Below are 21099 nucleotides of genomic sequence, written 5' to 3'. Positions count from 1 at the left end.
ATAAGCTCCAAGTCAGAAATAAATATAAGCACAGATGAAGCCAGGGAACACGGCCAGCATAAAAGGAAACCGAAGCAACTCTCCCTCCCGGCCCTTGACGAGACTCATATTACGAAGCAGCAGGAACCCCGCTGTTCTGCTTATCATTCTGCGCAGCCTGCGTCCTGTCTCCCTCCTGTAGAGAATGATGATCCAGCCTACGACTGCCCCCAAGAGCACCGAATAGACAATAACCTGAAGCGAGAAAAGCACTCCTGTCCAAGCGCCGATAGCCGCAAAGAGCTTCACATCGCCAGCCCCCACCGCCCCGATAAAATACATAATCAGCAGGAGCAGGAAGCCTGCTACGCTGCCGCAAAGTGAAAACAGCAGCCCCTGCCAGCCATTGATAATCAACTGCAGTAGCAGTCCGCCAATCAGCGCAGGCAGTGTAATCCAGTTAGGAATTCTCATCCAGCGTATATCTGTGAATAATGCTGCTGTCAGGAACGGCAGGCAACCCCATAACGCCCATTCCGTCATCCGTGCTCCTCTTTTCTCTACTCTTTTATTTTTTGACCACTGTAAAAGTCGCCTGAAGCGTAGCTCCATCAGCCAGACTAACCACGAAGGGCCAGGTACCCGGCGTAGTATTCACGCCGATCTTCCATTCCCATTCGATGTACCCTTGCTCATCCGCTTGCTTCCAGCCCAGATACTTGGCAGTACTCTGGCCGCTCTTATAGAAGATCGACAGATTGGCCGATGCCCCGGGAGGCACCTTCACCTTGATAATGCCCTGGTGATTCGCTACTCCCGGATTCGGCTTCTCCAGGATCATAATGGTTCCGGTCTCCTCAGCAGGTTCAGCCGGATTTCCTTCCCCGGTTGAATCGGTGTTGCCGACCCATAAGCGTTCAACTGCGCTGGCCTCCAGCACGATTTTTTCATTCAGGAACGGGACTCGCATTGGCAGCTCATAGCTGACTACCATACCGAAATACGGATGTGTCCCTTTTCTCAGATCAGGTACAGTAACATTAGATACATGAATTCTGCTATATTCTAGCCAGTCCGATGACAGATACGGCCGCAGCATCGGTTTAAGCACCAGATCCAGCGCGGCCTCGGATGCTCCCGCCTGCACCTTCTGCAGCGGCCCTTCTCCCTCCCGGACCACAGCCTTGACCCAGGATTCCATCGGCTGCGGAAGCTTCTCCACGTAATCCTCACTCCATTCCGTTATCGACAGGCGCGGTATGCTCCAGATGGTGGAGGAGTCCGCATTATCTGAGTGCTCAGCCTCACCTGCTTCTCCGGCTTCCTCCCCACCTCCGCCCTCCTGCTGCTGCATGGCCAGAGCTGCCGGATACATATGGGTTGAGATTATTTTGACAGTGTCAGAAGCCGTACTCTGCAGCGCTGTTGAATACAAGGTCATTTGGATAATGAAGATGAGGAACAGGACAAATAGCAGGAACACAGGCAGAATCAGTGCCGCCTCCACAACCATGCTGCCTTCATCCTTAGGGTCCGGCGATTTCCTCAGCCACCGCTTCATTCTACCCTCCCCCTTAGTAAGAAAAGTCAGCCGCTGCTTGTCTGAAATAAACTTTGCCCCGTACATCTCCTGGCAGACCGGCACTGTAATTCACCAGCTTCACTACACCCGGCAGAAACCAAAGCTGCATCCCCATCGTGATCCCGGCAGAGGCATATGTATATTTCTCTGCCGGATTGATACCGGTATTCAGGCGGATCAGCGCAAGAATCCGGGATAACTGTTCTTCCCCTCCCCCATGCAGCAGGAGGAACAGCCGAAGATAGTCACGATAGCTGAGCTGTGCGGTCATGTATTTGGATAAGGGAATCTCCCCCTTGGTGCAGAGCTGTATCATATCCTGGATAGCCTGCTCAATGCCGTACAGCAGTGCGGCGGCCAGAACGACAAGCGGATTCCCCATACCTGCTTTCTCAATCAGGCCTTCCATTGTCCGCACAGCCAGCCGCAGAGCAAAGATCTCACCATAAGCGGCTGCCACATTGCCTGCAGGATTATAGAATCCGTACAAAATATATTCCAGCTCTTGCGCCTGCGGCTTCAGCTGTTCTCCCAGCTGCTCACCGAATCCTTCAGCAGACCCGGAAGCCAGGGAGGTTAGCGCAGACAGATCGAAATGCCGGAAATACATCGCAGAGTACTCCGTCTGGTACAGCCGGTCTCTGGCTCCTGCCAGCACACTGCCCATAGCAGCATATATCCCATCCATATCTTTCATGGACGATTTGCCCGCAGCGTATTGATCACCAGTATTCACAGTAGCCCCCGGCTCCTGCTCCAGACCTTCGTTAAAGGCCACATTCTGCTGGTAGTATTGACGCAGACTACCATACTGCTCCATCGCTTCATGTGCGCTGCTTCCCAGCGCCCGGATCTGATCCAGCAGCTTCATCGCATCGCCAAGCTTCTTCTTCGCCTTCCCTTCTATCTGCTTACGCTGGCTGTCAGCAGTGCGGCGGTTCTCAATCTGTTCCGCTTCCTGCTTTATAACAGTACCGTCTTGCCCGTAGCTGCTTATATAGCCGTGCACTGCCCGGGAAGCATTAAGAACCCCTGCGCTCATAAGAGAATAGTCGGCATACAGCCCGGATGCTGTACTTAATATAGACGGCAAGCCGGAGACCAGCGGCTCCAAGGGAAGCGCGGCACTTCGCTGTACCCCAATGTTATTCCCCAGCTCGCTAAGCTCAGCTGGAGGAAGGATAAGTCCCTCCACCTGTGCTCTCAGCTTCTTAAGAGGCTCTGAGCTAAGCTCTCCGGCCGTGTCCGGAATGTCCCAACTATGGGCAGGATCATCCCCCGCAGTACTGGCATCCGCATCCGCCTGATTAATGACACTCTTCATTTGAAGGTTCAGCGCGTTCACCTGCTCAAGTGCAGCCTCTGCTTCATCCAGCAGACGGCTATTTTTCTCCTGGAAGTCCGCCAGCACTGCCGGTATCTTGCCTGTTACTTCACCAATCTGAACCTGATACTGCGATAGCACTGCCGTGTACTTCGGCCATGTCTTGGGGGGACGGTAATAATCGTCATAATATTTGTTGACATAATCCCCATACATCGCCGGGATATCGGAGCTTGCGGCCAAGGATGCAAGCGAACGCGCCGGAATACTGTCACCCGGAGGATTCATCAGCAGCTTCTGCAGGTTCTGCGCACTGTCAGCAGCTTCCTTGCGCTTCTTCAGCATAAGATCCAGCGCTTCCTCACGCTGATCATATATGGGCTGCAAGTCACCCAGTATCTCTGTTGTCCGTGAAGCCTCCGTCATCGCCGCCGATAACGGCTTAAGCTTGCCTGCCAGCTCCAGGGCGAAATCAACCGGCGCTTTGTACTTCATCTCTTCTATAATCTGCCGCCGGAAGACCTCATAGGTACCCAGCGGACGGCTCCAGTCCAGCGAAGAGGAATCGACCATCACGGGCAGCAGGTTAAACGCATCCCCCCGTCCGCTCTCGTACAGATTGTCATTAAGCACCTTCGATAGCAGTTGATTGCCGTCCCCGCCGCCGAAGGCGAATAAGCCATAGTTCTCGCGCAGCTCAATGTCATAAGCGGACATTACAGAGCGTATAGCAGCTCTCGCCAGACGTTCCTCCTGCACATTCACCGCCGCAATCCGCGCGTAATCGATCAGCACAGCATTAAAAAGAAACACAAACGCCAGTACCATAATAAGAAAGATAGATACCGAACCTTCCGCTGAGCGAAGATATCTGACAATATATCCCGGTGACCATTTGCCTATGCCTTGGGATGTACTACTGCTAATAGGATCACCGCCGTAATCCGAGCAGCGGCTCCGGCCAGACGATTTGCTTAAGCACCTGCTGTGACTGAAAATACGCATCCGAACTTCCCCTTAACCTTATTCTTGAACACCCCAGTCCAAGCTGCTCCATCACCAGTCATCCTTAATGCAGCTTATCAAGCATGAGGGCTGCATGCTTTTTCTCCATGCCGGTGCCCTCCTTACCGGCGGAAGAATGCTGTTTGAACTTCGACCCGTAGTAACGCATAAGATCCACTGTTCTTATGAATTCAACAGGCTCCGTAACATAGGAGCGGGCATATACCTCAGGTGCGGCTCTATCGGCCAGCAGGTTGTCCAGAACAGGCAGATGTAGCACTTTCTTCAGCTCCGTACTGATTCTGCGGCCAGTCAATCCGTAGACATAGCTCATTTCTCCCTGTAATCCGGCAGGCACCATCTGTGATGCCCGGCGCAGCTTCACTACCGGCAGGGGCCCTCCTTCTTCAGCATTACCAGGCAGTGTAATGGCCGTACTGCCATTCTCTGCTCCTGAACCGAATAGCGAAGCCAATAGTCCATCCTCACCGATTCTCCAGTACAGCGGATCAACATTTCCGGTCTGGAATTCTCCGCTTACCGCCCGGTTACTATTCTCCCAGTTATATGCAGCCCGCTCCGCAGTAGCTGAGGCAATCTGCAGCAGCATCGACTTCTGATAGCTGTATAAGGAGAAGAACAGCAGCACCATCGTAATCCCCATAAGCATCGGCAGCAGAAGTGAAGCCTCGATAGTGAAGCTCCCCTCATCCTCCCGCAGCGGAATCACTCAAAAACTTCCTGGCTCTTATCTCCGGCCGTGCCGATCAGATCCTTAACCACCTTCACAATCTCCTCACGGAATACCAGAACGACCGCAATCAGGACAGCAATGATCAGAATCATCTCCAGTGTTCCCAGCCCCTCTTCATCTCTCCAAAAACTTCTTACTCCTTCTGCCATCTGCGTTAACATACGCCTCTACCTCCTACATTTTTAACATCATAATCGCCGGTGTTCCCACCAGCACAATCACAATCAAAAAGATAACCACCATCGGAAAAACCAGCTTCGACGATGCCTGTTCGCCGCGTGTGCGGCTGATCGCCTTCCGCTTCTCCCAGAGCATCCGTGACAGATCCCGCAGCGACAGAACAAAGTCGGCCCCGCCTCTGCGGTAATTAAGCAGCACTGTAGTAGTGAAGATGGAGACCTCCTGTACAGCACAGCGCTTACTGAAGTTCTCGAACGCCTGCTGGAAGGAGTAACCGCCGTCCCATTCAGCTGTCATCTTCATTAATTCAGCGTAGAGCGGATGGGCGCTATCTCCATGACGGCTGTTCACACAGCGGACAATCGCCCGCTGAACCGTCTCACCTGCGCCGACCAGCAGAACAATACTGTTCAGCAGCTCAGGAAGCTCCAGCATAATATTCTGCTCCCGTACACGTACCTTTTTGTGCAGATCGCTAACCATCGCCACCGGGAGTGCAACTGCCAAGAGCCCACCGAGGATTATTCCCGCCTGCTCTCCCGTAAAGCTTGTCAGCGCACTTCCTCCTGCGGCAAGCAGCCAGCTGTAGCTAAGCATCTCCCCCATGAACAGTAAGGTCCGTTCTGCACTGTAGCGCATACCATAGATCCGCTGTAGCGAACGTTGTATCCGAAACATCACAGAGGGGAGATAACTGGCGACTCTGCCCTGTTCTACTAGTAACAATAGAGGCTCACCCAGCCGCCGCAGCCGCAGGCCTTCCATAGGCAGCTCCCGCAGAGCAGCATAACGGCTGCCGCATCTCATCCTCAGAATGAGCCAGCCTGCTGCGAGCAGAAGCAGAATCGCACCACAGATCAATGACATCCCTTCACTCACCCTCCTTCACAGCGGAATATCCATGATCTTATGGGTCCAGAGGTAACAGAGGAACAATGCAATCAGCGCCAGTGTAGATACCGCTATTCCTGCCCCAGTATACATAGGTTCCATATAGTCTCCGGCGCTCAGACTCATGAACATCACCATCATCAGCGGAGAGACCAGCAGCGCCTTCGCCTCGAATTTCTTCTGGGCTATACTTACTGCGATGTCCTGCTGGATATCCAGCTTCTCGCCGATGATGGAGGATGTGCGGCGTACAATCTCAACCAGATCCCCGCCGGTACGCTTGCAGACCATGAACACATCTGCGAAGCGCTCCACATCCTCCATTCCTGCTCTTTTGCTGAACTCATACAGCGCATCTTCAATCGGCTCCCCGTTCTCCATCCGGGCACAGATGATATTCAGCTCGGAGATCATGTCACTTGCGCCCTCCGGGTCAAGCATCCGCAGGTCCTGCACGGCCTCGCGGAAGGCATTCTCCACCGAACGTCCGGCAGAGAGCGACGAAGAGAGTGAGAACAGCATCTGCTTGAATTGCAGATTCAGCGCAGCCCGGCGGCGCCGCAGCAGATATTCGCGCAGCAGCCGCGGCCCGTAGGCGCTTCCGGGGACAAGCAGTGCCGCCAGGAGCAGCCGGTGATAGAACAGGTAACCAATGCCGAACAACAGGGCGCCGGCACCCAGAATGACCAGCAATCTTTGCAGGGAGTTCAACTCATATACGGTATAATCCGGCAGCAGCACCTGCTCTCCCCCTTGAGATGCGTTAACCGGCAGCATGGGCGGTGTCGTCTTCATGAATCCTTTGCGTCGCCTTGCTAGGGGATGCCGGTCGCTCTTCTTCATGACGTTCAAGGTACACTCGCCTCCTTCGCAGAGCTTCTGCTCTCATACTGCTTGAGCGGATAATCAAGGATTCCGGCCATCCGCAGCTTGTCTGTATGCAGAAGCGGATGGCCGCAGACCTCAAGTCTCCCCTTCACCCGGCCATCTTGTTCGCCCGACTCCCGAAATTCATATAGTGGATTCAGTATGACTTCGCCGCTGCGGATACCCGCAACCTCACTGATCTCCATCACCCGGCGTGAGCGGTCACGCAGCCGCGACAGATGCACGAATATATCGATCGCTGAGCTGAGCTGCTGACGTACGACGGTTACCGGCAGATCAGCAGCGCTGAGCACCATGGTCTCCAGGCGGCTGAGCATGTCCAGTGCACTGTTCGAATGCCCCGTTGACAACGAACCGTCATGGCCGGTGTTCATCGCCTGCAGCATATCCAGACATTCAGCGCCCCGCACCTCGCCGACGACAATACGGTTAGGCCGCATCCGCAGCGAAGTGCGGATCAGATCACGGATCGTGATCTCGCCCCGCCCCTCTGTGTTAGCATTCCGGGTCTCCAGGGAGACCAGATTGGGAACCGTAACGATCTGCAGCTCTGCCGAATCCTCCACCGTAATGACACGCTCCTGCGGCGGGATGAACTGCGACAGGGCATTTAGAAAGGTTGTTTTGCCCGAGCCTGTACCCCCGCTGATGAAAATATTGTATTTGGCAGCAACCAGAATCCGCAGCAGCTCAGCCGCTTCCTCCGAGAGCGCTTCACGCCTCACCAGCTCCTCCATCGTCATCGGTGTCTCCGGAAATTTGCGGATGGTCATTGCCGGACCCTTCAGCGCGGCAGGCGGCAGTACGATATTGACACGCGAGCCGTCCTGCAGCCGCGCATCCACAATCGGCGAGGATTCATTGACCACACGGTTGACGCCGGAGACGATAATCTGAATGATATCCTCCAGCCTGCTCCCCGATTCAAAAGCCAGCGGCAGCCTGCGGATCATCCCCTCTTCCTCGATAAAGATCTCCTCGTGGCTGTTGATCATAATCTCGGTGATCGCCGGATTATCCACCAGCGGCTGGAGAATATCCAGCCCCCGGAAGGAATCGAACAGCTTCTTCACCAGCTCGTGCTTTTCCTGGGCAGTCAGGAGGCGTAATTGTTCCCGCTCCAGAATGATCCGTTCGATATAAGCAGCCAGCTCATCATTCCCGATGACCGAGGTCACATCCAGCCCTGCACGGATGTCGCTGCGCAGGGCGCGGAACATCTCTTCATTCATACAGGAATCCCTGTGAACACCCCAGGCAATTCAGGCTCTACTATAGCTCTGGAGAGCTGCTGAATGCCGTCAATGTATAGGGGAGAGCTTAGGCAGAGTTCTCCATAATGCTGTAACCCCCAGGATGGAATATACGGAAGTACAGTATCCAGCCGGAGTACTGCGGATAATGGCCTATCATTCTCTGCTCCGGTACAGCCGTTCATTACGAATCGGCTCCTGTTCACCAGCTCGGGCTGCATGCCGGAGTGCGGACTTGCGATATAATCCAGCCAGCGTTCGGTTTTGCGGATACTGGCCTGGTCATTCTTCAGCACCCACAGCAGGACACCGCATCTGTTCAGAACAGCCTGGGCCCGCTCCTCCTCAATAGCGCCGGTGTCTACAATAACTACATCATAGCTTCCGGCTCCAGCCAGCCCCTCCAGTAGATCCAGCGTGTCCTGCCGGGACATTTGGAGCATCTCCTTGAAATTCTCTACAGGCCTGAAGGCATCACACCGCAGACTGTCATGTCTGAACGCATAATCGGTCCATTTCGGCTCCCCTCTTCCTCCCTTATTCTCTGGTCCTCCGGCCTTTAGCTCATATAAGAGCCGCTCCAGACCGGGAACATGGCTGCCCGGCATCCGCAGAATGAATCCGCTGCTGTCCACACTCTCCAGATTCAGATAGAACACGGACAGGCCAACCGCTCCAAGCTGCTTCGCCATGTTCAACGCTACCGTAGTTTTGCCGCTGCCGCCGCTAGCCGAGACAATCCCGAGCAGCAGCGTTGCTTCCTTAGGCAGAGCAGTCGTCCGGACCCGCTTCAGATCACTCAACTGGAGAATCGCTTCCAGCAGCGACGGCAGTGCCTGATACTTGGCAATATGCCTTCCCCCTGCCAGATCCCGCCCATTCGGCAATTCTCCGCCTTCGCTTAAGACTGCCCAGGGAACTGTACTTCTCCCTTCCACCAGCCAGGCTTCAATGAAGGACGGGTCCCCGGCTACCGCATCCGGCAGCTCATCGCCTGTCATAAATTCCATAAAAGCGTCCAGTCTGCTGAAAGCCGTAATCCGAAGCATCTCCGCGTATTCGCTATGGTGCAGATAATGCAGTAGCGGTTCAATATATTGGCTCTCCCGGACTGCAAGCACGATTCTTGCCGTCATGAACTCCTCTTCCTCTCTTGAATACATAAGAAAAAGAACAGCAAAAAAGCACCGCCAATAACCGTGAATACGGTCATTGAACGGTGCTTCCGTTACTGTTCCTGTAATTTACTGCTATAGTAGCATAGATATAAGAAGTCAGCAATAACTTTTTCACCACTATTTGAGAGAATCCCTCAGAATCCCCCTTACCGGCTACAGAAATCTGCGCTTCATATCCGGTGTCGGCAGCAGACACTGCTCATCCCTGCCGAACCAGCGGTAGCGGTTCCTGGCCACAATCCTGTACATAGCGTTACGCAGCGGTCCCGGAATTAGGATGAACACATATGCGGCAGGCCACGGGAACCGGAGTCTGCGGGCAATCCGCAGCACTGCTGCCGATTTCGTATAATACTTGCCGTTCTCTATCAGCACCACAGTGTCTAATTGCTGCTCGGGTAGACCGCCTGCCTTAAGCAGTTCCCGGGCCGCATCACTCTGCAAGGAAGCGAATTTGAAGTGCGCCTTGGGATCACGCGGAATAATGAACCGGACAATTCCCTGGCACAGATGACAGACCCCATCGATCAGCACAATAGATTCGCCCTGCACTTCCTTCCGCTCTTCAGTCACATCGCCGCCCCCTTCCTCTTAAGCATAGTGTAACATTCATATCCCCTTTTGAAAAAAAAGCAAAAAACGCGGGATAGCTCCCGCGCCTACAACGTCCGTTCGTCTAATTATTCAGCAATTGCCTTGTTAATCCATTCGTCCCCGGTCATTTGCTCTTCGAAATCAGCAGTGAAGGATTCCATGCATTTGCAGATGAAATCTTTGCGGCATACCGGACAAGGAGTCTTGAGCAGGCGGCTGATGTTCGTCATTTTCCATTCCGGAAACCGGTTGTAGAACGCGCGGCACTCCGTTCCGTCAGCAAGCTTGATAATGAACTCGTACAATCCTTCCTTATCATTGCTGCTGGCTTTGGTCACATTCGTAATACTCGGTTTGTAAGACATCTTCATCACCCATTATTTAAATTTTTGGTAGTTAATAGCACGCGCGACATTAACAGATACTTAGACATATTAAAGAATTTCCGGGGTGATGTCAACCAAAGTACAGGCTCCTGCAAGCTATTTACCACACTTCCGGCCTTCTCAGACTCTATTTAGCCATTATTCCCAGCTTTGTCCATTCCTACCCGTGGTTCTGCGGCTCTACATAACGTAAGACCAGACATTAACTTGTCTGGTCTTACGAATACGCATGCTATTCAATTGAACATTGCTATCTATCTCTACAGAACGTTCAGTTCAACCTCGATATTTCCGCGGGTCGCCTTGGAGTACGGGCAGAAATCATGGGCTTTCTTAGCCAGATCCTCTGCCACAGAGCGTTCAATGCCCGGCAGCTTCACATCCAGTTTCACGGCCAGCTTGAAGCCTCCGTCGCTCTCGTCCTTGCCGATCAGCACATTCGAGGTAATCTCGACATCCTGCAGCTTTACGCCTTCTTTACGGGCAATATTAGCAAGGGCACTCTCATAGCACGCACCATAACCTGCCGCGAACAGCTGCTCCGGATTTGTCCCTGCACCACCAGGACCTCCAAGCTCCTTCGGAATTTTGAGATCATGCTTCAGCGCTCCGTCGGACGATTCCACCGAACCTTCACGGCCTCCGCGAACCTTGGCTGTAGCAGTATATAGGGGTTTTAGTTTCAATGTACTCATCTTTAAAATCTCTCCTTTTTAACACAAATTTTGTAAGAACACTTACACTTAACTTAAACAACCTCACATTTTTGAAACGACCCGGCAGATTGTTACCTTTTAAAACTTGCTTCCGGCGGTGAATAGTGTACAATTAAATTGTGATAAATCAATGTTCGGGAGGAATCATTCATGAATGTCCATGATTTTGAAGCCAACACCCTGCGGGGCCAGGAAGAATCACTTTCCAAGTACAAAGGCAAGGTTCTGCTCGTCGTGAATACAGCCAGCAAGTGCGGACTCACCCCGCAATATAAGGGTCTCCAGGAAGTGTACGATAAATTCAAAGACCGCGGTTTTGAGATTCTGGGCTTCCCCAGCAACCAGTTTGCCGGACAGGAGCCAGGTGAGAGCGAGGATATTGCCGAGTTCTGCGAGATCAATTACGGTGTATCCTTTCCGATGTACGAGAAAATCAACGTCAAAGGCGCCGACGCCCATCCCCTGTTCAAGTATCTGTCCAAAGAGGCACCAGGAGTACTCGGCTCGAAGAGTATCAAATGGAACTTCACCAAGTTCCTGGTGGACCAGGAAGGCCGTGTGCTGAAGCGGTTCGCCCCGCAGACAACACCGGATCAGATCGAAGAGGATATCGAGAAGCTGCTGCGCTAGAGCGGATTCAACAAAAACACCCTTCATACCCGGATTAGTTCCGTGCGAAGGGTGTTTTTGAGTTCAAAAAAAAGCCGAAACCCTTGAATGATCAAGGATCTCGGCTTTTATGAAAAATATGCGGTAGAGAGGACTCGAACCTCCACGGGTATACACCCACTACCCCCTCAAGATAGCGTGTCTGCCATTCCACCACTACCGCGCGGTGTATCTAACGTTGAAGCATTGTTTGAGGCCAACATTCAATATTATAAATCGGTTGCGCTCAAAAGTAAAGGTACCAGCTTAAGAATTTTCGCCTTTCGTATCCTGATCCTTGTCCTTATCCTTACGATACTTGGTAAAGGCCAGATATTCCTTAATAAAGTTCTTTTCCTCCGGCAGCAGCTCCTCCGTTTGGCAATTCAATTGCCGCATTTGGCCAAAAAAATAATCCTCGCCGCTTTCCTGAATCGTCTGGGGCTGTTTGCCCAGGATCAGCCAATCTAAGCTTACATGAAAAAATGCAGCAATCTCAATCAGCTTATGTGTGCCAGGCGTAGATTTGCCACGCTTCCAGTCTCCCATATTGCCGGTGCTGATTCCGAGCTGTGCACAGAAGGATTTCTTCGTAATTCCTTGCCGCTTAATCAATAATTCAATACGTTCATAGATGGATTGCATCAGTCAACTGCCTCCCCAAAAAATATAATACGTAAAAACGTTATTTTTTATTGAAAAATGACGTAAAAAAGTATATAATTAACTATTATTATATCTTTACCTATTTTATATCATACCGGCTGGATAGTCGATACGAGGTGAGCAATCTGAACAGCAAACGCCCTATTACTGCCTACGGCTGGGCCATTAAGCAACGTCTGGCAGAACTGCACTTGGATCAGAAGAAATTCTGTGAATTACATGACATCCCACCCTATCGGCTGTCCAACCTGATTCACGGTACGCGCAAGGCAGACAGATACCGCCGTCAAGTAGCTGAATTATTGAATCTGCCGCCATCTTAGTTCCAGTTGGAGCAGCAGTTCTCCATGTGTGGGCCGACCGGCATTATTCTTCTTGTAGCTACTGTTATTCTACCTTATCCTGGCAAAATCCTTCTTTTCCCGCGCACTCTGTTAATACACAAAAAAACCTCTCCGGTGAAATGGCTGAGCGTACTCCATTTCACCACAAGAGAGGTTTCTTTCCTGTTTTTTCCGGTTTCTTACCTAATTTAGTGAGTTAGCCTTTGACCGCCCCGCCGGTGAGTCCTCTGACCAAGGTCTTCGAGCCGAACAGGAAGAGAATAATCAGCGGCAGTGTACCCAGCGTAAGCCCCAGAATACTAGCTGAATAATCCGTGCGGAAGACGGTGGACAGATTGGCAATGCCCAGCGGCAGCGTGTACAGCTCCGGCTTGTTGATCGTGACCAGCGGCAGCAGATAGCCGTTCCAGGACCCGAGGAAGGAGATCAGCCCCAGTGTGCTGATGGCCGGCATGAGGAACGGAACAACGATTCTTGTAAGAATACCCGGCTCCGAGCAACCGTCAATCCGCGCGCTTTCAATGACCTCCGTCGGAACGGAGGAGCGGATGAACTGGGTCATGAAGAATACGCCGAAGGCATTATTCAGTCCGGCCAGAATCAGCGGCGCATGGGTGTTGTTCAGGTGGAACCACTTCATCTCCATAACATAAGCAATCAGGCCCAGGTGCCCCGGAATCATCATCGTCAGCAGAATGAAGCCATACAGCGCATTTTTACCCTTGAATTCATATTTGGCAAAAGCAAACCCTGTAATCGAGGCCACCCCAACCGTCACCAGGGTGAACAACACGGCAACATAGAAGCTGTTCCAATAATTCCGCAGGAAGCTGGCAGACATAATCGTCTTCAGATTCTCCAGCAGATAACCGCTGGGCAGAATCGGCAGTTGCTTGAACAGGTCCTCGGAATAGTAGGTTCCCATCACAATCATCATATAGAACGGGAACAGGAACGCGATAGCGATCAGGCTAAGCAGCAATACGGTAAAGAATTTCTTTGCTCTCATTTGTCGTCACCGCCCCTGTTGATCCATTTCATGCCAACCACCGAGAACAAGGCGATGAACAGGAAGGTGCCGTAAGCGATCGCTGCCCCTTTGCCGTACTTGAATGCACTGCCGTTGAAGGAAGCATCGAACATGTACCAGATCGGTGTGAAGGTGGACCCATCTGGCCCCCCTACCATACTGGAGCCGGAAGCCCAGCCGCTGAACAGCAGCATCGGTTCTTCCACCAGCTGGAGGCCGCTGATAATGGAGGTAATAATCAGGAACAGGTTGATCGGCTTCAGCAGCGGAATCGTAATGCGCGTGAACACATCTTTGGAAGAGGCTCCGTCAATGACTGCGGCCTCATAGATGGAAGTATCAATACTGGCCATCCCCGCCGTGTAGAACATGACGAAATACCCAAGATTTTTCCAGAAGACCATCAGAATGACTACCCAGCGGGAGGAACTGGCCGAGCCCAGCCAATTAATCTTCTCCTGAATAATGCCCAGCTCCATCAACATATTATTGAAGAACCCGCCCTGCCAGTCGAACAACAGGGAGAAGATAATCCCGACAGCGACCGGGGTCGTCATATAGGCACTGAATACGCTGAGCCGGAACAAGGTTTTGCGGCGGATCAGCTTGCTCTCGATAAGGCTGGCTACCAGCATTCCCATAAGAACAAGGGCCGGAAGGTATACCGCCATGAAGATCATGACATTGAGCAGGGATTTCCAGAAGAAGGCATCATGGAAAAATAACTGCGTGTAATTGCTGAATCCGATGAAATTCCGGTTGCCGTACAAATCCCAGTCGGTAAGACTGATATATAGAGTGAAGAGAATTGGGAACAAGCTCAGTACGGCGTAGGATAAGAAATAAGGCGTGATGAACAGGTACGGCCATTTATTTTTGCTGCTAATTCCTTTAGATTTCTGCATCGTTATTCAAAAGTCAGCTCAGGATGATTCTTCTTCAGCTGTTCTTCCCACTTATCCAGGGCCTGCTTGGCATCGAAGCTGTTATCCTGCGCCATGACCTGCAGCACCAGCTCAGAGGAGCTGTAGATATCCTGGTCGTATTTGGTCACCGCTTTGGACTTCATGTTCGGGAACACCTTCTCTACCCAGAACTTGCCGAGATCCTGCCCGCCGAAATATTCATCTGCCCCGGAAGATAGCTTGGAGGTATCCTTGAAGAAGGATTTCAGCGGCAAAATGTAATCGGAGACGGCGAAGTTGGCTTCAGCGCCTTCGTCCGTGCCTAACAGCCAGTTGAGATACGCCCAGGCCGCATCTTTATTTTTGCTGTCCTTCCAAATACCGATAGTAGTACCGCCGTATGGATATCCGCCTTCCGGAGGCACCATCAGACCCCAGCGGCCATTACTGGCCTTGTCGTTAGGCTTGATTACGAATTCTGGCGACCAGTTCGCCGACGGATAAAAGATTACGTTGTCCTGCGAATACGAAGCATTCCAGGTGGGTGACCACATTGCCAGCTTACCCTCTGCGTTATTGTCGCGGATGGACTGCAGCTGAGTGAAGATCCTAAGCAGCTCTTGAGTATTCACCTTGGTTCCGTCTACAACTGCAGTTGTACCCTGGTTGGAGAGGATGGTATACGCATCCATCAGGCTTCCCAGCATGAAGGTCTTGCCGCCGCTTTTCTCATAGACTTCCTTGCCTTTGGCAATAAAGGTATCCCAATCGGTGAACATGGCGGTCAATGCATCAGGATCATCTGTCCCGAAGTATTCTTTAGCCAGATCACGCTTGTAAGCCAGTGCTCCAGGCGAGCCGGATTGCTCCAGACCGACAAGCTCTCCCTTGCTGTTCGTCAGCAGCGGAAGCTCGAAGTCGAGCAGATTGGAGGTATCGAATTTGTAGGGCTCTTCGGACAAGCTTTGCAGTACGTTAAGCTCATAGAGAGCGCCGCGGAAGGCCGCTTCTCCCCAGATAATATCCGGCAGACCGGAGCCTGCAGCGATAGAGGTCTGAATTTTTTTCAGATAATCCCCCGCCGATACTTCAACGAACTCCAGCTTGACATTCGGGAACTTCTCGTTGAACTTGGCTCCGGTGCCCTCGAACCAGGCTTTGTCCCAGCCCCACACGGTTAATTTACCGGAAGCGTTTGCAGGATCGCTTGAGGTGTTCGCAGGGCTTGCGCCGCTGGAGTCCCCGGAAGCGTTGTTGTTTCCATTACCGCAGCCGGCCAGCACCAAGGTGAAGCATAACGTTAAGACAAGCGCTATAACCGATGCTTTTTTACTGAATAGATTGTGCAAATTAAGATCCCCCTTGCATCTGTTGTGACAGCGGGCGGTTCCTGTAATGTCTTCCGTCCGTCTGTATAGTAGTACTATAAGCTTGAAGGCATCGCCCAACAATTAGACGATCCGATGATTTTGTATAAATAATGATAGTATTCTCACTCCGCCGATGGCGGCCGTGAGGGCAGAAGAACCGATACCCTGGTGCCTCCCTGCTCACTTGAACGGATGACCAGGCGGCCTTCCTGCCCGTACAAATACTCGATTCGTTCCCGGATATTCCACAGTCCAATCTGTTTCATCGCCCCTGAACGAAGTCGCGCCGGCGGCAGGGTTCCATTCGTAATGGCCTGCGCCTTCTCCTGGCTCATCCCGCAGCCGTCATCTCTGACCGAAATCAGCAGCCTTCCGCTGCGCTTACGGATAATGATCTCAATACGGCCTACAGACTCCTTCTCCGCAAATCCATGGAAAATAGCATTTTCCACCAGCGGCTGGATCAGGCTCTTTGGAATATAGTCCCCTTTCGCCTGTTCTTCCACGCTCCAGACTACCTCGAACCGGTCGGCATACCGGTACTTCTGAATGGTAACGAAGTGATTGATAATGTTCATCTCCTGCTCCACCGTGATATACAGACCAGCATCGCCGATATTGACAGCATCATGCAGAATGCCAATGAAGGATTCAACCATCTCTTCGATCGCGGCGTAATTCTTTTTGCGGGCCAGATATACCACGGTGTTCAGGGTATTGTAGATGAAGTGGGGGTTGATCTGGGCGAACAGCAGCTCGGCCGTCATTTTACGCTTCCAGCGCTCCTGCTCCACCTTCTCACTCATCTGCCGCTCAATATCGCCAAGCATCGTCTCAAAACCATTCTTCAGCACAGACAGCTCATCATTGCTGCGGAACGAGAGCTGAACATTATAGTTGCCCATAGACACCTGCTTCATCGCTTTGGTCATCTGCAGAATCGGACGGATAATATTGGAGATAATCGGAAGAAACAGCAGAAAGCACAGCACCAGACACAAGGCGAGGAAGACGGCCCAGTAGCGGACAATATAACCCACCCATTCATAGAAACGTTCATTGGAGGTAAACGTGGAGACAGACCAGTCCGATTTTTCAAAAGCACTGGCCAGGTAATACCCTTTGTCATGTTTAATGACTTGAACGTCCGGTCCCTCAGCGCTCAGCATCGGCACAGCCGGAGAGTCTGCTGTAATGCCTTGCTGATAGAGCAGCGAATGACCCGGGCCGATCCAGGCTACCTGGTCGAAGGACTGGCCCAAGTACTGGAACAGACTCTCAAAAGCTGCGTAATCAATATTCAAAAGCAACACTCCGCCATACTGGGGATCAAAACGGATAAAGAAGCTGACAATTTTTTTGCTCTCGGGGTCCTGGATCAGATGGGGGGCTGTGAACCCGCTTTTGGCATTGTTCTTCAAGGCATCCTGATACCAGTCCTCTTGCAGCAGCCGTTCAAAATACGGATCAATATACAGCGAGGACCAGAAAATCTTCCCATCAGAGCGGACGATGGCCGAGCTCTCAAGGTAGTCCCGCAGCACATTGAATTTGGTCAGCTGAGTGACCACATCGCGGTATGCACTAAGCTCGTCATACGTAGAGGAATACTTCAACCTTGCAGCAAACTGCTGAAGTAGCTCATCGTTGACCATATTGGCGGCATATTTCTGCACATCATCAATCAGGTGGTTCATCTGATTCGTGGTCTGCTCCAGATGGATGGTATCCTCACGCAGGGCCTGCGCTTCGAGAATCGAAGAGAACTGCTCATACGCCAGGGCACTGATGGCCGTTACCGACAGCGTAACGATCAGAATCACGCTGCCAAGAATTTTATTTTTAATTTTTCGCATCGCTATTCCCTGCCCCTCTGTTGCAGGAAATCTTTGGGCTGTATACCCGTGGTTTTTTTGAAGACCTGGCTGAAGTATTGGCTGGTTTTGTACCCTACCTTCTCCGATACCTCGTAGATCTTGTACTCACCGGTCTGCAGGAGCTGCTTCGCCAGCCCGATCCGATATTCCGTCGTATAGTCGAGCAGGGACTGGCCCGTCTCCCGCTTGAAGGTTGTCCTCAGATGGATGCTGCTGATCTGCAGATGGCCTGCGACCGTCTCCAGGGACAGATCGGGATCGGCGTAATTCCCGGCAACATACTCCATCGCTTTGTTCACCCAGCGGGAATACTGCTTCGGACTCTGCGGCTGCTGCAAGCAGTCTTCGAGAATCCGGTACAAGCTGTTAACTACTTGCCGCGCGTCTGTGCCCAGCTCTTGGTCTATGGCGAAGCTTCCGTCCTTGCGGCATGCACCTCTGATCTCACCCATGACGGCGCGCAAATCTCCCAAGTAGGCCTGGGTGGCGATGTGGTCCAGACCGGTCTTCAGCCGTTCCAGCAGGCTGCGTTCCGGGGATAGCAGGTATTGCCTGACCTCTTGGGCAATACAGGTAGCTTCCCGAGTAGAAGCAGCTTGCTCCAGCAGAAATACAGCACCTGGCGGCAAAAACACAGAATAATCATAAGCCTGCCTCATCGCCGCATATCTGAGGTCCGGCAGTTCTGCGCCATTACCTGCGGATAGGATCACTCTGGGAAGGTTCCCCCGATAGAAAGACTCCAGGCAGAGCAGAACTTGGGCCGCGAGCTGCCGCAAGTTATAGTGCTGGAGCAGCAGACTGCTGGAAGAGGATAACTTCAGCAGCAGGATGTATCCGCCTTCATCCATCTCCAGAAGTTGAAGCTCCTCCAAGTCCGTTGACTGAAGGCGGATCTCTTCTTCGATATTCTTCCATACCAGGGCAGTGGTACTGCGTGCATTACTCCGGCTGCCGTCCAGCTTCAATGCAGCCTCCAGCTCGAAATACAGCAGTCCGGGCTGACCCTGCTGATAATCTGCGACGAGGCGGTGCAGACGGGATTCCTGATTTCCTACAGGAGCCTGATACTTGCCTGCTAACATATCCTTAAGCAGGATATGGAGCGCATGTCCGTGCCCTTCTTCCTCGGCGGCCTCCGCTGCCAGACCTTCCTTCAGCAGCTTCAGCTGTTCCAGCAGGCGGTTACGGCTAATCTCATGCTTCAGCAGATAATGGGCCGCGCGCAGCTCCAGCGCCTGGCGGGCATAGTCGAAATCCCGGTAAGCAGTCAGAAAGATCAGCCGTGTTCTAGGGGCAAGCTGGACGACATGCCGCCCCAGCTCCAAGCCGTCCATCGGCGACATGGAGATGTCGGTGATGACAATCTGCGGCTGTAATTCCTCGAACATCCGCAGCGCCATTCGCCCGCTGGTCGCCTGGGCGACCACCTGGAAGCCGTTCTCCTCCCACGGAACCGATTGGTATACATGTTCAAGTGCAAGCGGCTCATCATCTACGAGCATGACTGAAATTAATGAATCCACTGTAGAAATCCTCCCGTCCCTGTCGAATCCTGATATATATGCAGGTATAACGGAACATGGAAGGGCTGTCAATGGAAATGGATTCCTAAATGAATTGCAGATAGCCCTAGTCTTCCACACAAAAAACTCACCGGCCGGCATTATCCAAGACTGCCGTCCGGTGAGTCGTTAACATCGTAATTTTTATGAAAATATGCTTCTGAACACCACCGGATCAAGTCCTCCCGCTCTTTCTCATGCAGCTTGACCAATTGGTTCAGAACGAAGATCCTCTGCACCATATCCTCAGCAAAACGCAGTTGATTCGTGTAGTAATCGATTTCCCTTTGATAGGCCGTGTACTCTCTGTTGTTATGAGCAGAATAAGCTTTTAACAATTGAAGGTGAAGATCATAGATCTCAGAGTAATTCATTACCGTAGACTACCTCCCAGGTAAGGCGTTTACTAGTATTGTCTCCAAGATTGATAGGATTATACGATAGAACTCCACTCTTCATTTAGAATTGCATACTGGTACGCATCATGCCATACAGGCTGCCCGTCATCTGTTCTTTTGAAAAAGGCTTTTTTCTTGAAATGCCCTTCACGGCGCATATTCAATCGCTCCAGCAATCTCCAGGAAGACACATTCTCAGGATTACACATAGCCACCACCCGATGAATTCCTAATTCTTCAAACCCGTATTTTAAAATTCTTTGGCAAGCCTCAGTGGCATAGCCTTTTCCATAATAATTAGGGTTGAAGATGTAACCTATCATCCATGTTTTAAATTCAGCAGGCTCTTGTTGCCCAAAATAAACATGACCGATCATTTTATTGGTCTCCTTCAAGCTAACTGCCCAGAAACAATCTCCTTCCGCACGTTCCCTGGCCATATTCTTGCATTCCTCTTCACCGCTTACACCGCCAGGCTCGTATTTCAGCACCTGCTCCAATGACAAATACTCGTGTAAATCGCTCCAGTCGTTTTCTGAAAATCCACGAACAATTAACCTTTCCGTTTCCAGTAACATAGGATCTCCCTTTCATTCATCTTCGTTTCTCCATTCTAAAGGTTTCAGGTAATTGTCACCAGCTATAGCTTGATCAAGTTAGAATTCTTTGTAAATCACGTATTTCTTTCCATGAGATTAAATTAATATTCTCTTTTTTAAGCACTTTCTTAATATCTGGGTCTATTAGTAATAGATACTCAATCCCACGTTTTCTTCCTGAATTAATTCTAATGCGAAAAGTCAACTCCTAACATAGTTGCACTTTGTATTTGAGCCTCTAATTCAATTCTAACTTCTTCATCATCAGCATTTTCCTCTATATACGAAATGTCATTATGGAATTTACCATCCTTATTGATTAGACTTTTCAATGGCCTTTCTTGAAATACTGGACTATATGAATGATGCTGATGCCTTCCCTCACCGGCCGCTTGTATAGAGAATTGTTGCACTTCTTGCAAGATTCATCTATATCGATTACTCAATGAAGTACAATGTTGCATGATTTGCACAAATTTCGGTGGTTAGATCAAGTTAGCGCTGGATTTGTTGTATTTTGTGCAGGACTTCAGCATAGACCGCCTTCTATGGAGCAGTATTGTTGCATTTCTTGCATCATTCCTCAATCAATGTTACTGGCTGTGGGGCATGAACCCCTTCCCCCGGCGCAGCAGCTAACACAAAAAAGCAAAGACCCTTGGATAACCAAAGGTCTCTGCTCATTCCTATTATGCGGTAGAGAGGACTCGAACCTCCACGGGTATACACCCACTACCCCCTCAAGATAGCGTGTCTGCCATTCCACCACTACCGCATATTGGTGACTCGTATGGGATACTCTCCACTCCGTTACGAGATTGCGAAGTATTCCTAACGATGCCTATGCTCCAACGAACCCAAGGATTCTCATCCCATACATTCGAAGAAGAAATGGTGACTCGTATGGGATTCGAACCCATGTTACCTCCGTGAAAGGGAGGTGTCTTAACCCCTTGACCAACGAGCC

General features: G+C 51.4%; 23 protein-coding genes and 3 tRNA genes. 2 read left to right on the top strand and 24 right to left on the bottom strand.

Annotation, left to right across the window (positions count from 1 at the left end; genetic code table 11):
* Positions 1-12: 12 nt before the first annotated feature.
* The 12 genes from C173_RS19340 to C173_RS19285 all read right to left on the bottom strand — a co-directional run bounded on the left by C173_RS19340 (position 13) and on the right by C173_RS19285 (position 10709).
* Positions 13-522 carry an A24 family peptidase gene (locus tag C173_RS19340; protein WP_036727523.1) on the bottom strand — a complete coding sequence of 170 codons (510 nt, stop codon included), beginning with the start codon at positions 520-522 and terminating at the stop codon, positions 13-15.
* Between the two features lie 25 nt (positions 523-547).
* A complete protein-coding gene (locus tag C173_RS19335) occupies positions 548-1540 on the bottom strand; it encodes a TadE/TadG family type IV pilus assembly protein (protein WP_036727521.1) in 993 nt (330 codons plus the stop codon).
* Between the two features lie 13 nt (positions 1541-1553).
* Positions 1554-3713 carry a hypothetical protein gene (locus tag C173_RS19330; protein ID WP_063830934.1) on the bottom strand — a complete coding sequence of 720 codons (2160 nt, stop codon included), beginning with the start codon at positions 3711-3713 and terminating at the stop codon, positions 1554-1556.
* 241 nt (positions 3714-3954) lie between these two features.
* Complete coding sequence (locus tag C173_RS19325; protein WP_036727520.1) at positions 3955-4620, bottom strand: TadE/TadG family type IV pilus assembly protein; 666 nt, start codon at positions 4618-4620, stop codon at positions 3955-3957.
* Entirely contained in the window at positions 4617-4805 is a 189-nt protein-coding gene (locus C173_RS19320) for a Flp1 family type IVb pilin (protein WP_036727518.1), read from the bottom strand. Before C173_RS19320 ends, C173_RS19325 begins: the two co-directional genes overlap by 4 nt.
* A 13-nt stretch (positions 4806-4818) precedes the next feature.
* Positions 4819-5691, bottom strand: a complete 873-nt coding sequence (locus C173_RS19315) for a type II secretion system F family protein (protein ID WP_036727516.1) — start codon at positions 5689-5691, stop codon at positions 4819-4821.
* 18 nt (positions 5692-5709) lie between these two features.
* Positions 5710-6510: a type II secretion system F family protein gene (locus C173_RS19310; protein ID WP_155991597.1), complete on the bottom strand. Its 801-nt coding sequence runs from the start codon at positions 6508-6510 to the stop codon at positions 5710-5712.
* Between the two features lie 53 nt (positions 6511-6563).
* A complete protein-coding gene (locus C173_RS19305) occupies positions 6564-7835 on the bottom strand; it encodes a CpaF family protein (RefSeq protein WP_036727514.1) in 1272 nt (423 codons plus the stop codon).
* Positions 7832-8992: a hypothetical protein gene (locus C173_RS19300; RefSeq protein WP_051478183.1), complete on the bottom strand. Its 1161-nt coding sequence runs from the start codon at positions 8990-8992 to the stop codon at positions 7832-7834. Before C173_RS19300 ends, C173_RS19305 begins: the two co-directional genes overlap by 4 nt.
* Before the next feature lie 195 nt (positions 8993-9187).
* Complete coding sequence (locus C173_RS19295; RefSeq protein ID WP_036727513.1) at positions 9188-9607, bottom strand: thiol-disulfide oxidoreductase DCC family protein; 420 nt, start codon at positions 9605-9607, stop codon at positions 9188-9190.
* Between the two features lie 107 nt (positions 9608-9714).
* Positions 9715-9993, bottom strand: coding sequence for a hypothetical protein (locus C173_RS19290; protein WP_036727511.1), 279 nt, complete (start codon positions 9991-9993; stop codon positions 9715-9717).
* Between the two features lie 281 nt (positions 9994-10274).
* On the bottom strand, positions 10275-10709 hold the full coding sequence (locus C173_RS19285) for an organic hydroperoxide resistance protein (RefSeq protein ID WP_036727509.1): 435 nt from the start codon (positions 10707-10709) through the stop codon (positions 10275-10277).
* 171 nt (positions 10710-10880) lie between these two features.
* Between C173_RS19285 and C173_RS19280 the strand changes: the two genes are divergently transcribed.
* A complete protein-coding gene (locus C173_RS19280; protein WP_036727508.1) occupies positions 10881-11360 on the top strand; it encodes a glutathione peroxidase in 480 nt (159 codons plus the stop codon).
* Between the two features lie 119 nt (positions 11361-11479).
* Here C173_RS19280 and C173_RS19275 read toward each other — a convergent pair.
* A tRNA-Leu gene (locus C173_RS19275) sits at positions 11480-11562 on the bottom strand.
* Positions 11563-11645: 83 nt separating this feature from the next.
* Positions 11646-12023, bottom strand: coding sequence for a helix-turn-helix domain-containing protein (locus tag C173_RS19270; protein ID WP_036727506.1), 378 nt, complete (start codon positions 12021-12023; stop codon positions 11646-11648).
* Between the two features lie 146 nt (positions 12024-12169).
* Here C173_RS19270 and C173_RS35030 point away from each other — a divergent pair, with 146 nt between their 5' ends.
* Positions 12170-12367, top strand: coding sequence for a hypothetical protein (locus C173_RS35030; protein ID WP_036697411.1), 198 nt, complete (start codon positions 12170-12172; stop codon positions 12365-12367).
* 217 nt (positions 12368-12584) lie between these two features.
* Here C173_RS35030 and C173_RS19260 read toward each other — a convergent pair whose 3' ends face one another.
* From C173_RS19260 to C173_RS19220, 10 genes are all read right to left on the bottom strand, one after another.
* Positions 12585-13397: a carbohydrate ABC transporter permease gene (locus C173_RS19260; RefSeq protein ID WP_036727504.1), complete on the bottom strand. Its 813-nt coding sequence runs from the start codon at positions 13395-13397 to the stop codon at positions 12585-12587.
* Complete coding sequence (locus C173_RS19255) at positions 13394-14323, bottom strand: carbohydrate ABC transporter permease (protein WP_036727502.1); 930 nt, start codon at positions 14321-14323, stop codon at positions 13394-13396. The genes C173_RS19260 and C173_RS19255 overlap by 4 nt, the downstream gene beginning before the upstream one ends.
* Before the next feature lie 2 nt (positions 14324-14325).
* On the bottom strand, positions 14326-15672 hold the full coding sequence (locus C173_RS19250; protein ID WP_036727501.1) for an ABC transporter substrate-binding protein: 1347 nt from the start codon (positions 15670-15672) through the stop codon (positions 14326-14328).
* A gap of 143 nt (positions 15673-15815) precedes the next feature.
* Entirely contained in the window at positions 15816-17549 is a 1734-nt protein-coding gene (locus C173_RS19245; RefSeq protein ID WP_036727499.1) for a cache domain-containing sensor histidine kinase, read from the bottom strand.
* A gap of 2 nt (positions 17550-17551) precedes the next feature.
* Entirely contained in the window at positions 17552-19096 is a 1545-nt protein-coding gene (locus C173_RS19240; RefSeq protein WP_162174705.1) for a response regulator, read from the bottom strand.
* A 140-nt stretch (positions 19097-19236) separates the two neighbouring features.
* Positions 19237-19509: a hypothetical protein gene (locus C173_RS19235; protein ID WP_036727496.1), complete on the bottom strand. Its 273-nt coding sequence runs from the start codon at positions 19507-19509 to the stop codon at positions 19237-19239.
* Between the two features lie 59 nt (positions 19510-19568).
* Positions 19569-20111, bottom strand: a complete 543-nt coding sequence (locus C173_RS19230) for a GNAT family N-acetyltransferase (protein ID WP_051478182.1) — start codon at positions 20109-20111, stop codon at positions 19569-19571.
* Between the two features lie 209 nt (positions 20112-20320).
* Positions 20321-20545, bottom strand: a complete 225-nt coding sequence (locus tag C173_RS35675) for a ChbG/HpnK family deacetylase (protein WP_442792660.1) — start codon at positions 20543-20545, stop codon at positions 20321-20323.
* A 279-nt stretch (positions 20546-20824) separates the two neighbouring features.
* A tRNA-Leu gene (locus tag C173_RS19225) sits at positions 20825-20907 on the bottom strand.
* Positions 20908-21024: 117 nt separating this feature from the next.
* Positions 21025-21099, bottom strand: a tRNA-Glu gene (locus tag C173_RS19220).

The organism is Paenibacillus sp. FSL R7-277 (assembly GCF_000517965.1).
In the GTDB taxonomy this organism is placed as follows: domain Bacteria; phylum Bacillota; class Bacilli; order Paenibacillales; family Paenibacillaceae; genus Paenibacillus_AQ; species Paenibacillus_AQ silagei.
Note: the sequence above shows the minus strand (reverse complement) of the source record. Positions and strands in the feature narration are given on the sequence as shown.

Coding starts and splice junctions, on each gene's coding strand:
- C173_RS19340 (WP_036727523.1), bottom strand. CDS start 522: ATGACGGAATGGGCGTTATGGGGTTGCCTGCCGTTCCTGACAGCAGCA.
- C173_RS19335 (WP_036727521.1), bottom strand. CDS start 1,540: ATGAAGCGGTGGCTGAGGAAATCGCCGGACCCTAAGGATGAAGGCAGC.
- C173_RS19330 (WP_063830934.1), bottom strand. CDS start 3,713: ATGGTACTGGCGTTTGTGTTTCTTTTTAATGCTGTGCTGATCGATTAC.
- C173_RS19320 (WP_036727518.1), bottom strand. CDS start 4,805: ATGTTAACGCAGATGGCAGAAGGAGTAAGAAGTTTTTGGAGAGATGAA.
- C173_RS19315 (WP_036727516.1), bottom strand. CDS start 5,691: ATGTCATTGATCTGTGGTGCGATTCTGCTTCTGCTCGCAGCAGGCTGG.
- C173_RS19310 (WP_155991597.1), bottom strand. CDS start 6,510: ATGAAGACGACACCGCCCATGCTGCCGGTTAACGCATCTCAAGGGGGA.
- C173_RS19305 (WP_036727514.1), bottom strand. CDS start 7,835: ATGAATGAAGAGATGTTCCGCGCCCTGCGCAGCGACATCCGTGCAGGG.
- C173_RS19300 (WP_051478183.1), bottom strand. CDS start 8,992: ATGACGGCAAGAATCGTGCTTGCAGTCCGGGAGAGCCAATATATTGAA.
- C173_RS19290 (WP_036727511.1), bottom strand. CDS start 9,993: ATGTCTTACAAACCGAGTATTACGAATGTGACCAAAGCCAGCAGCAAT.
- C173_RS19285 (WP_036727509.1), bottom strand. CDS start 10,709: ATGAGTACATTGAAACTAAAACCCCTATATACTGCTACAGCCAAGGTT.
- C173_RS19280 (WP_036727508.1), top strand. CDS start 10,881: ATGAATGTCCATGATTTTGAAGCCAACACCCTGCGGGGCCAGGAAGAA.
- C173_RS19270 (WP_036727506.1), bottom strand. CDS start 12,023: ATGCAATCCATCTATGAACGTATTGAATTATTGATTAAGCGGCAAGGA.
- C173_RS19260 (WP_036727504.1), bottom strand. CDS start 13,397: ATGAGAGCAAAGAAATTCTTTACCGTATTGCTGCTTAGCCTGATCGCT.
- C173_RS19255 (WP_036727502.1), bottom strand. CDS start 14,323: ATGCAGAAATCTAAAGGAATTAGCAGCAAAAATAAATGGCCGTACCTG.
- C173_RS19245 (WP_036727499.1), bottom strand. CDS start 17,549: ATGCGAAAAATTAAAAATAAAATTCTTGGCAGCGTGATTCTGATCGTT.
- C173_RS19235 (WP_036727496.1), bottom strand. CDS start 19,509: ATGAATTACTCTGAGATCTATGATCTTCACCTTCAATTGTTAAAAGCT.
- C173_RS19230 (WP_051478182.1), bottom strand. CDS start 20,111: ATGTTACTGGAAACGGAAAGGTTAATTGTTCGTGGATTTTCAGAAAAC.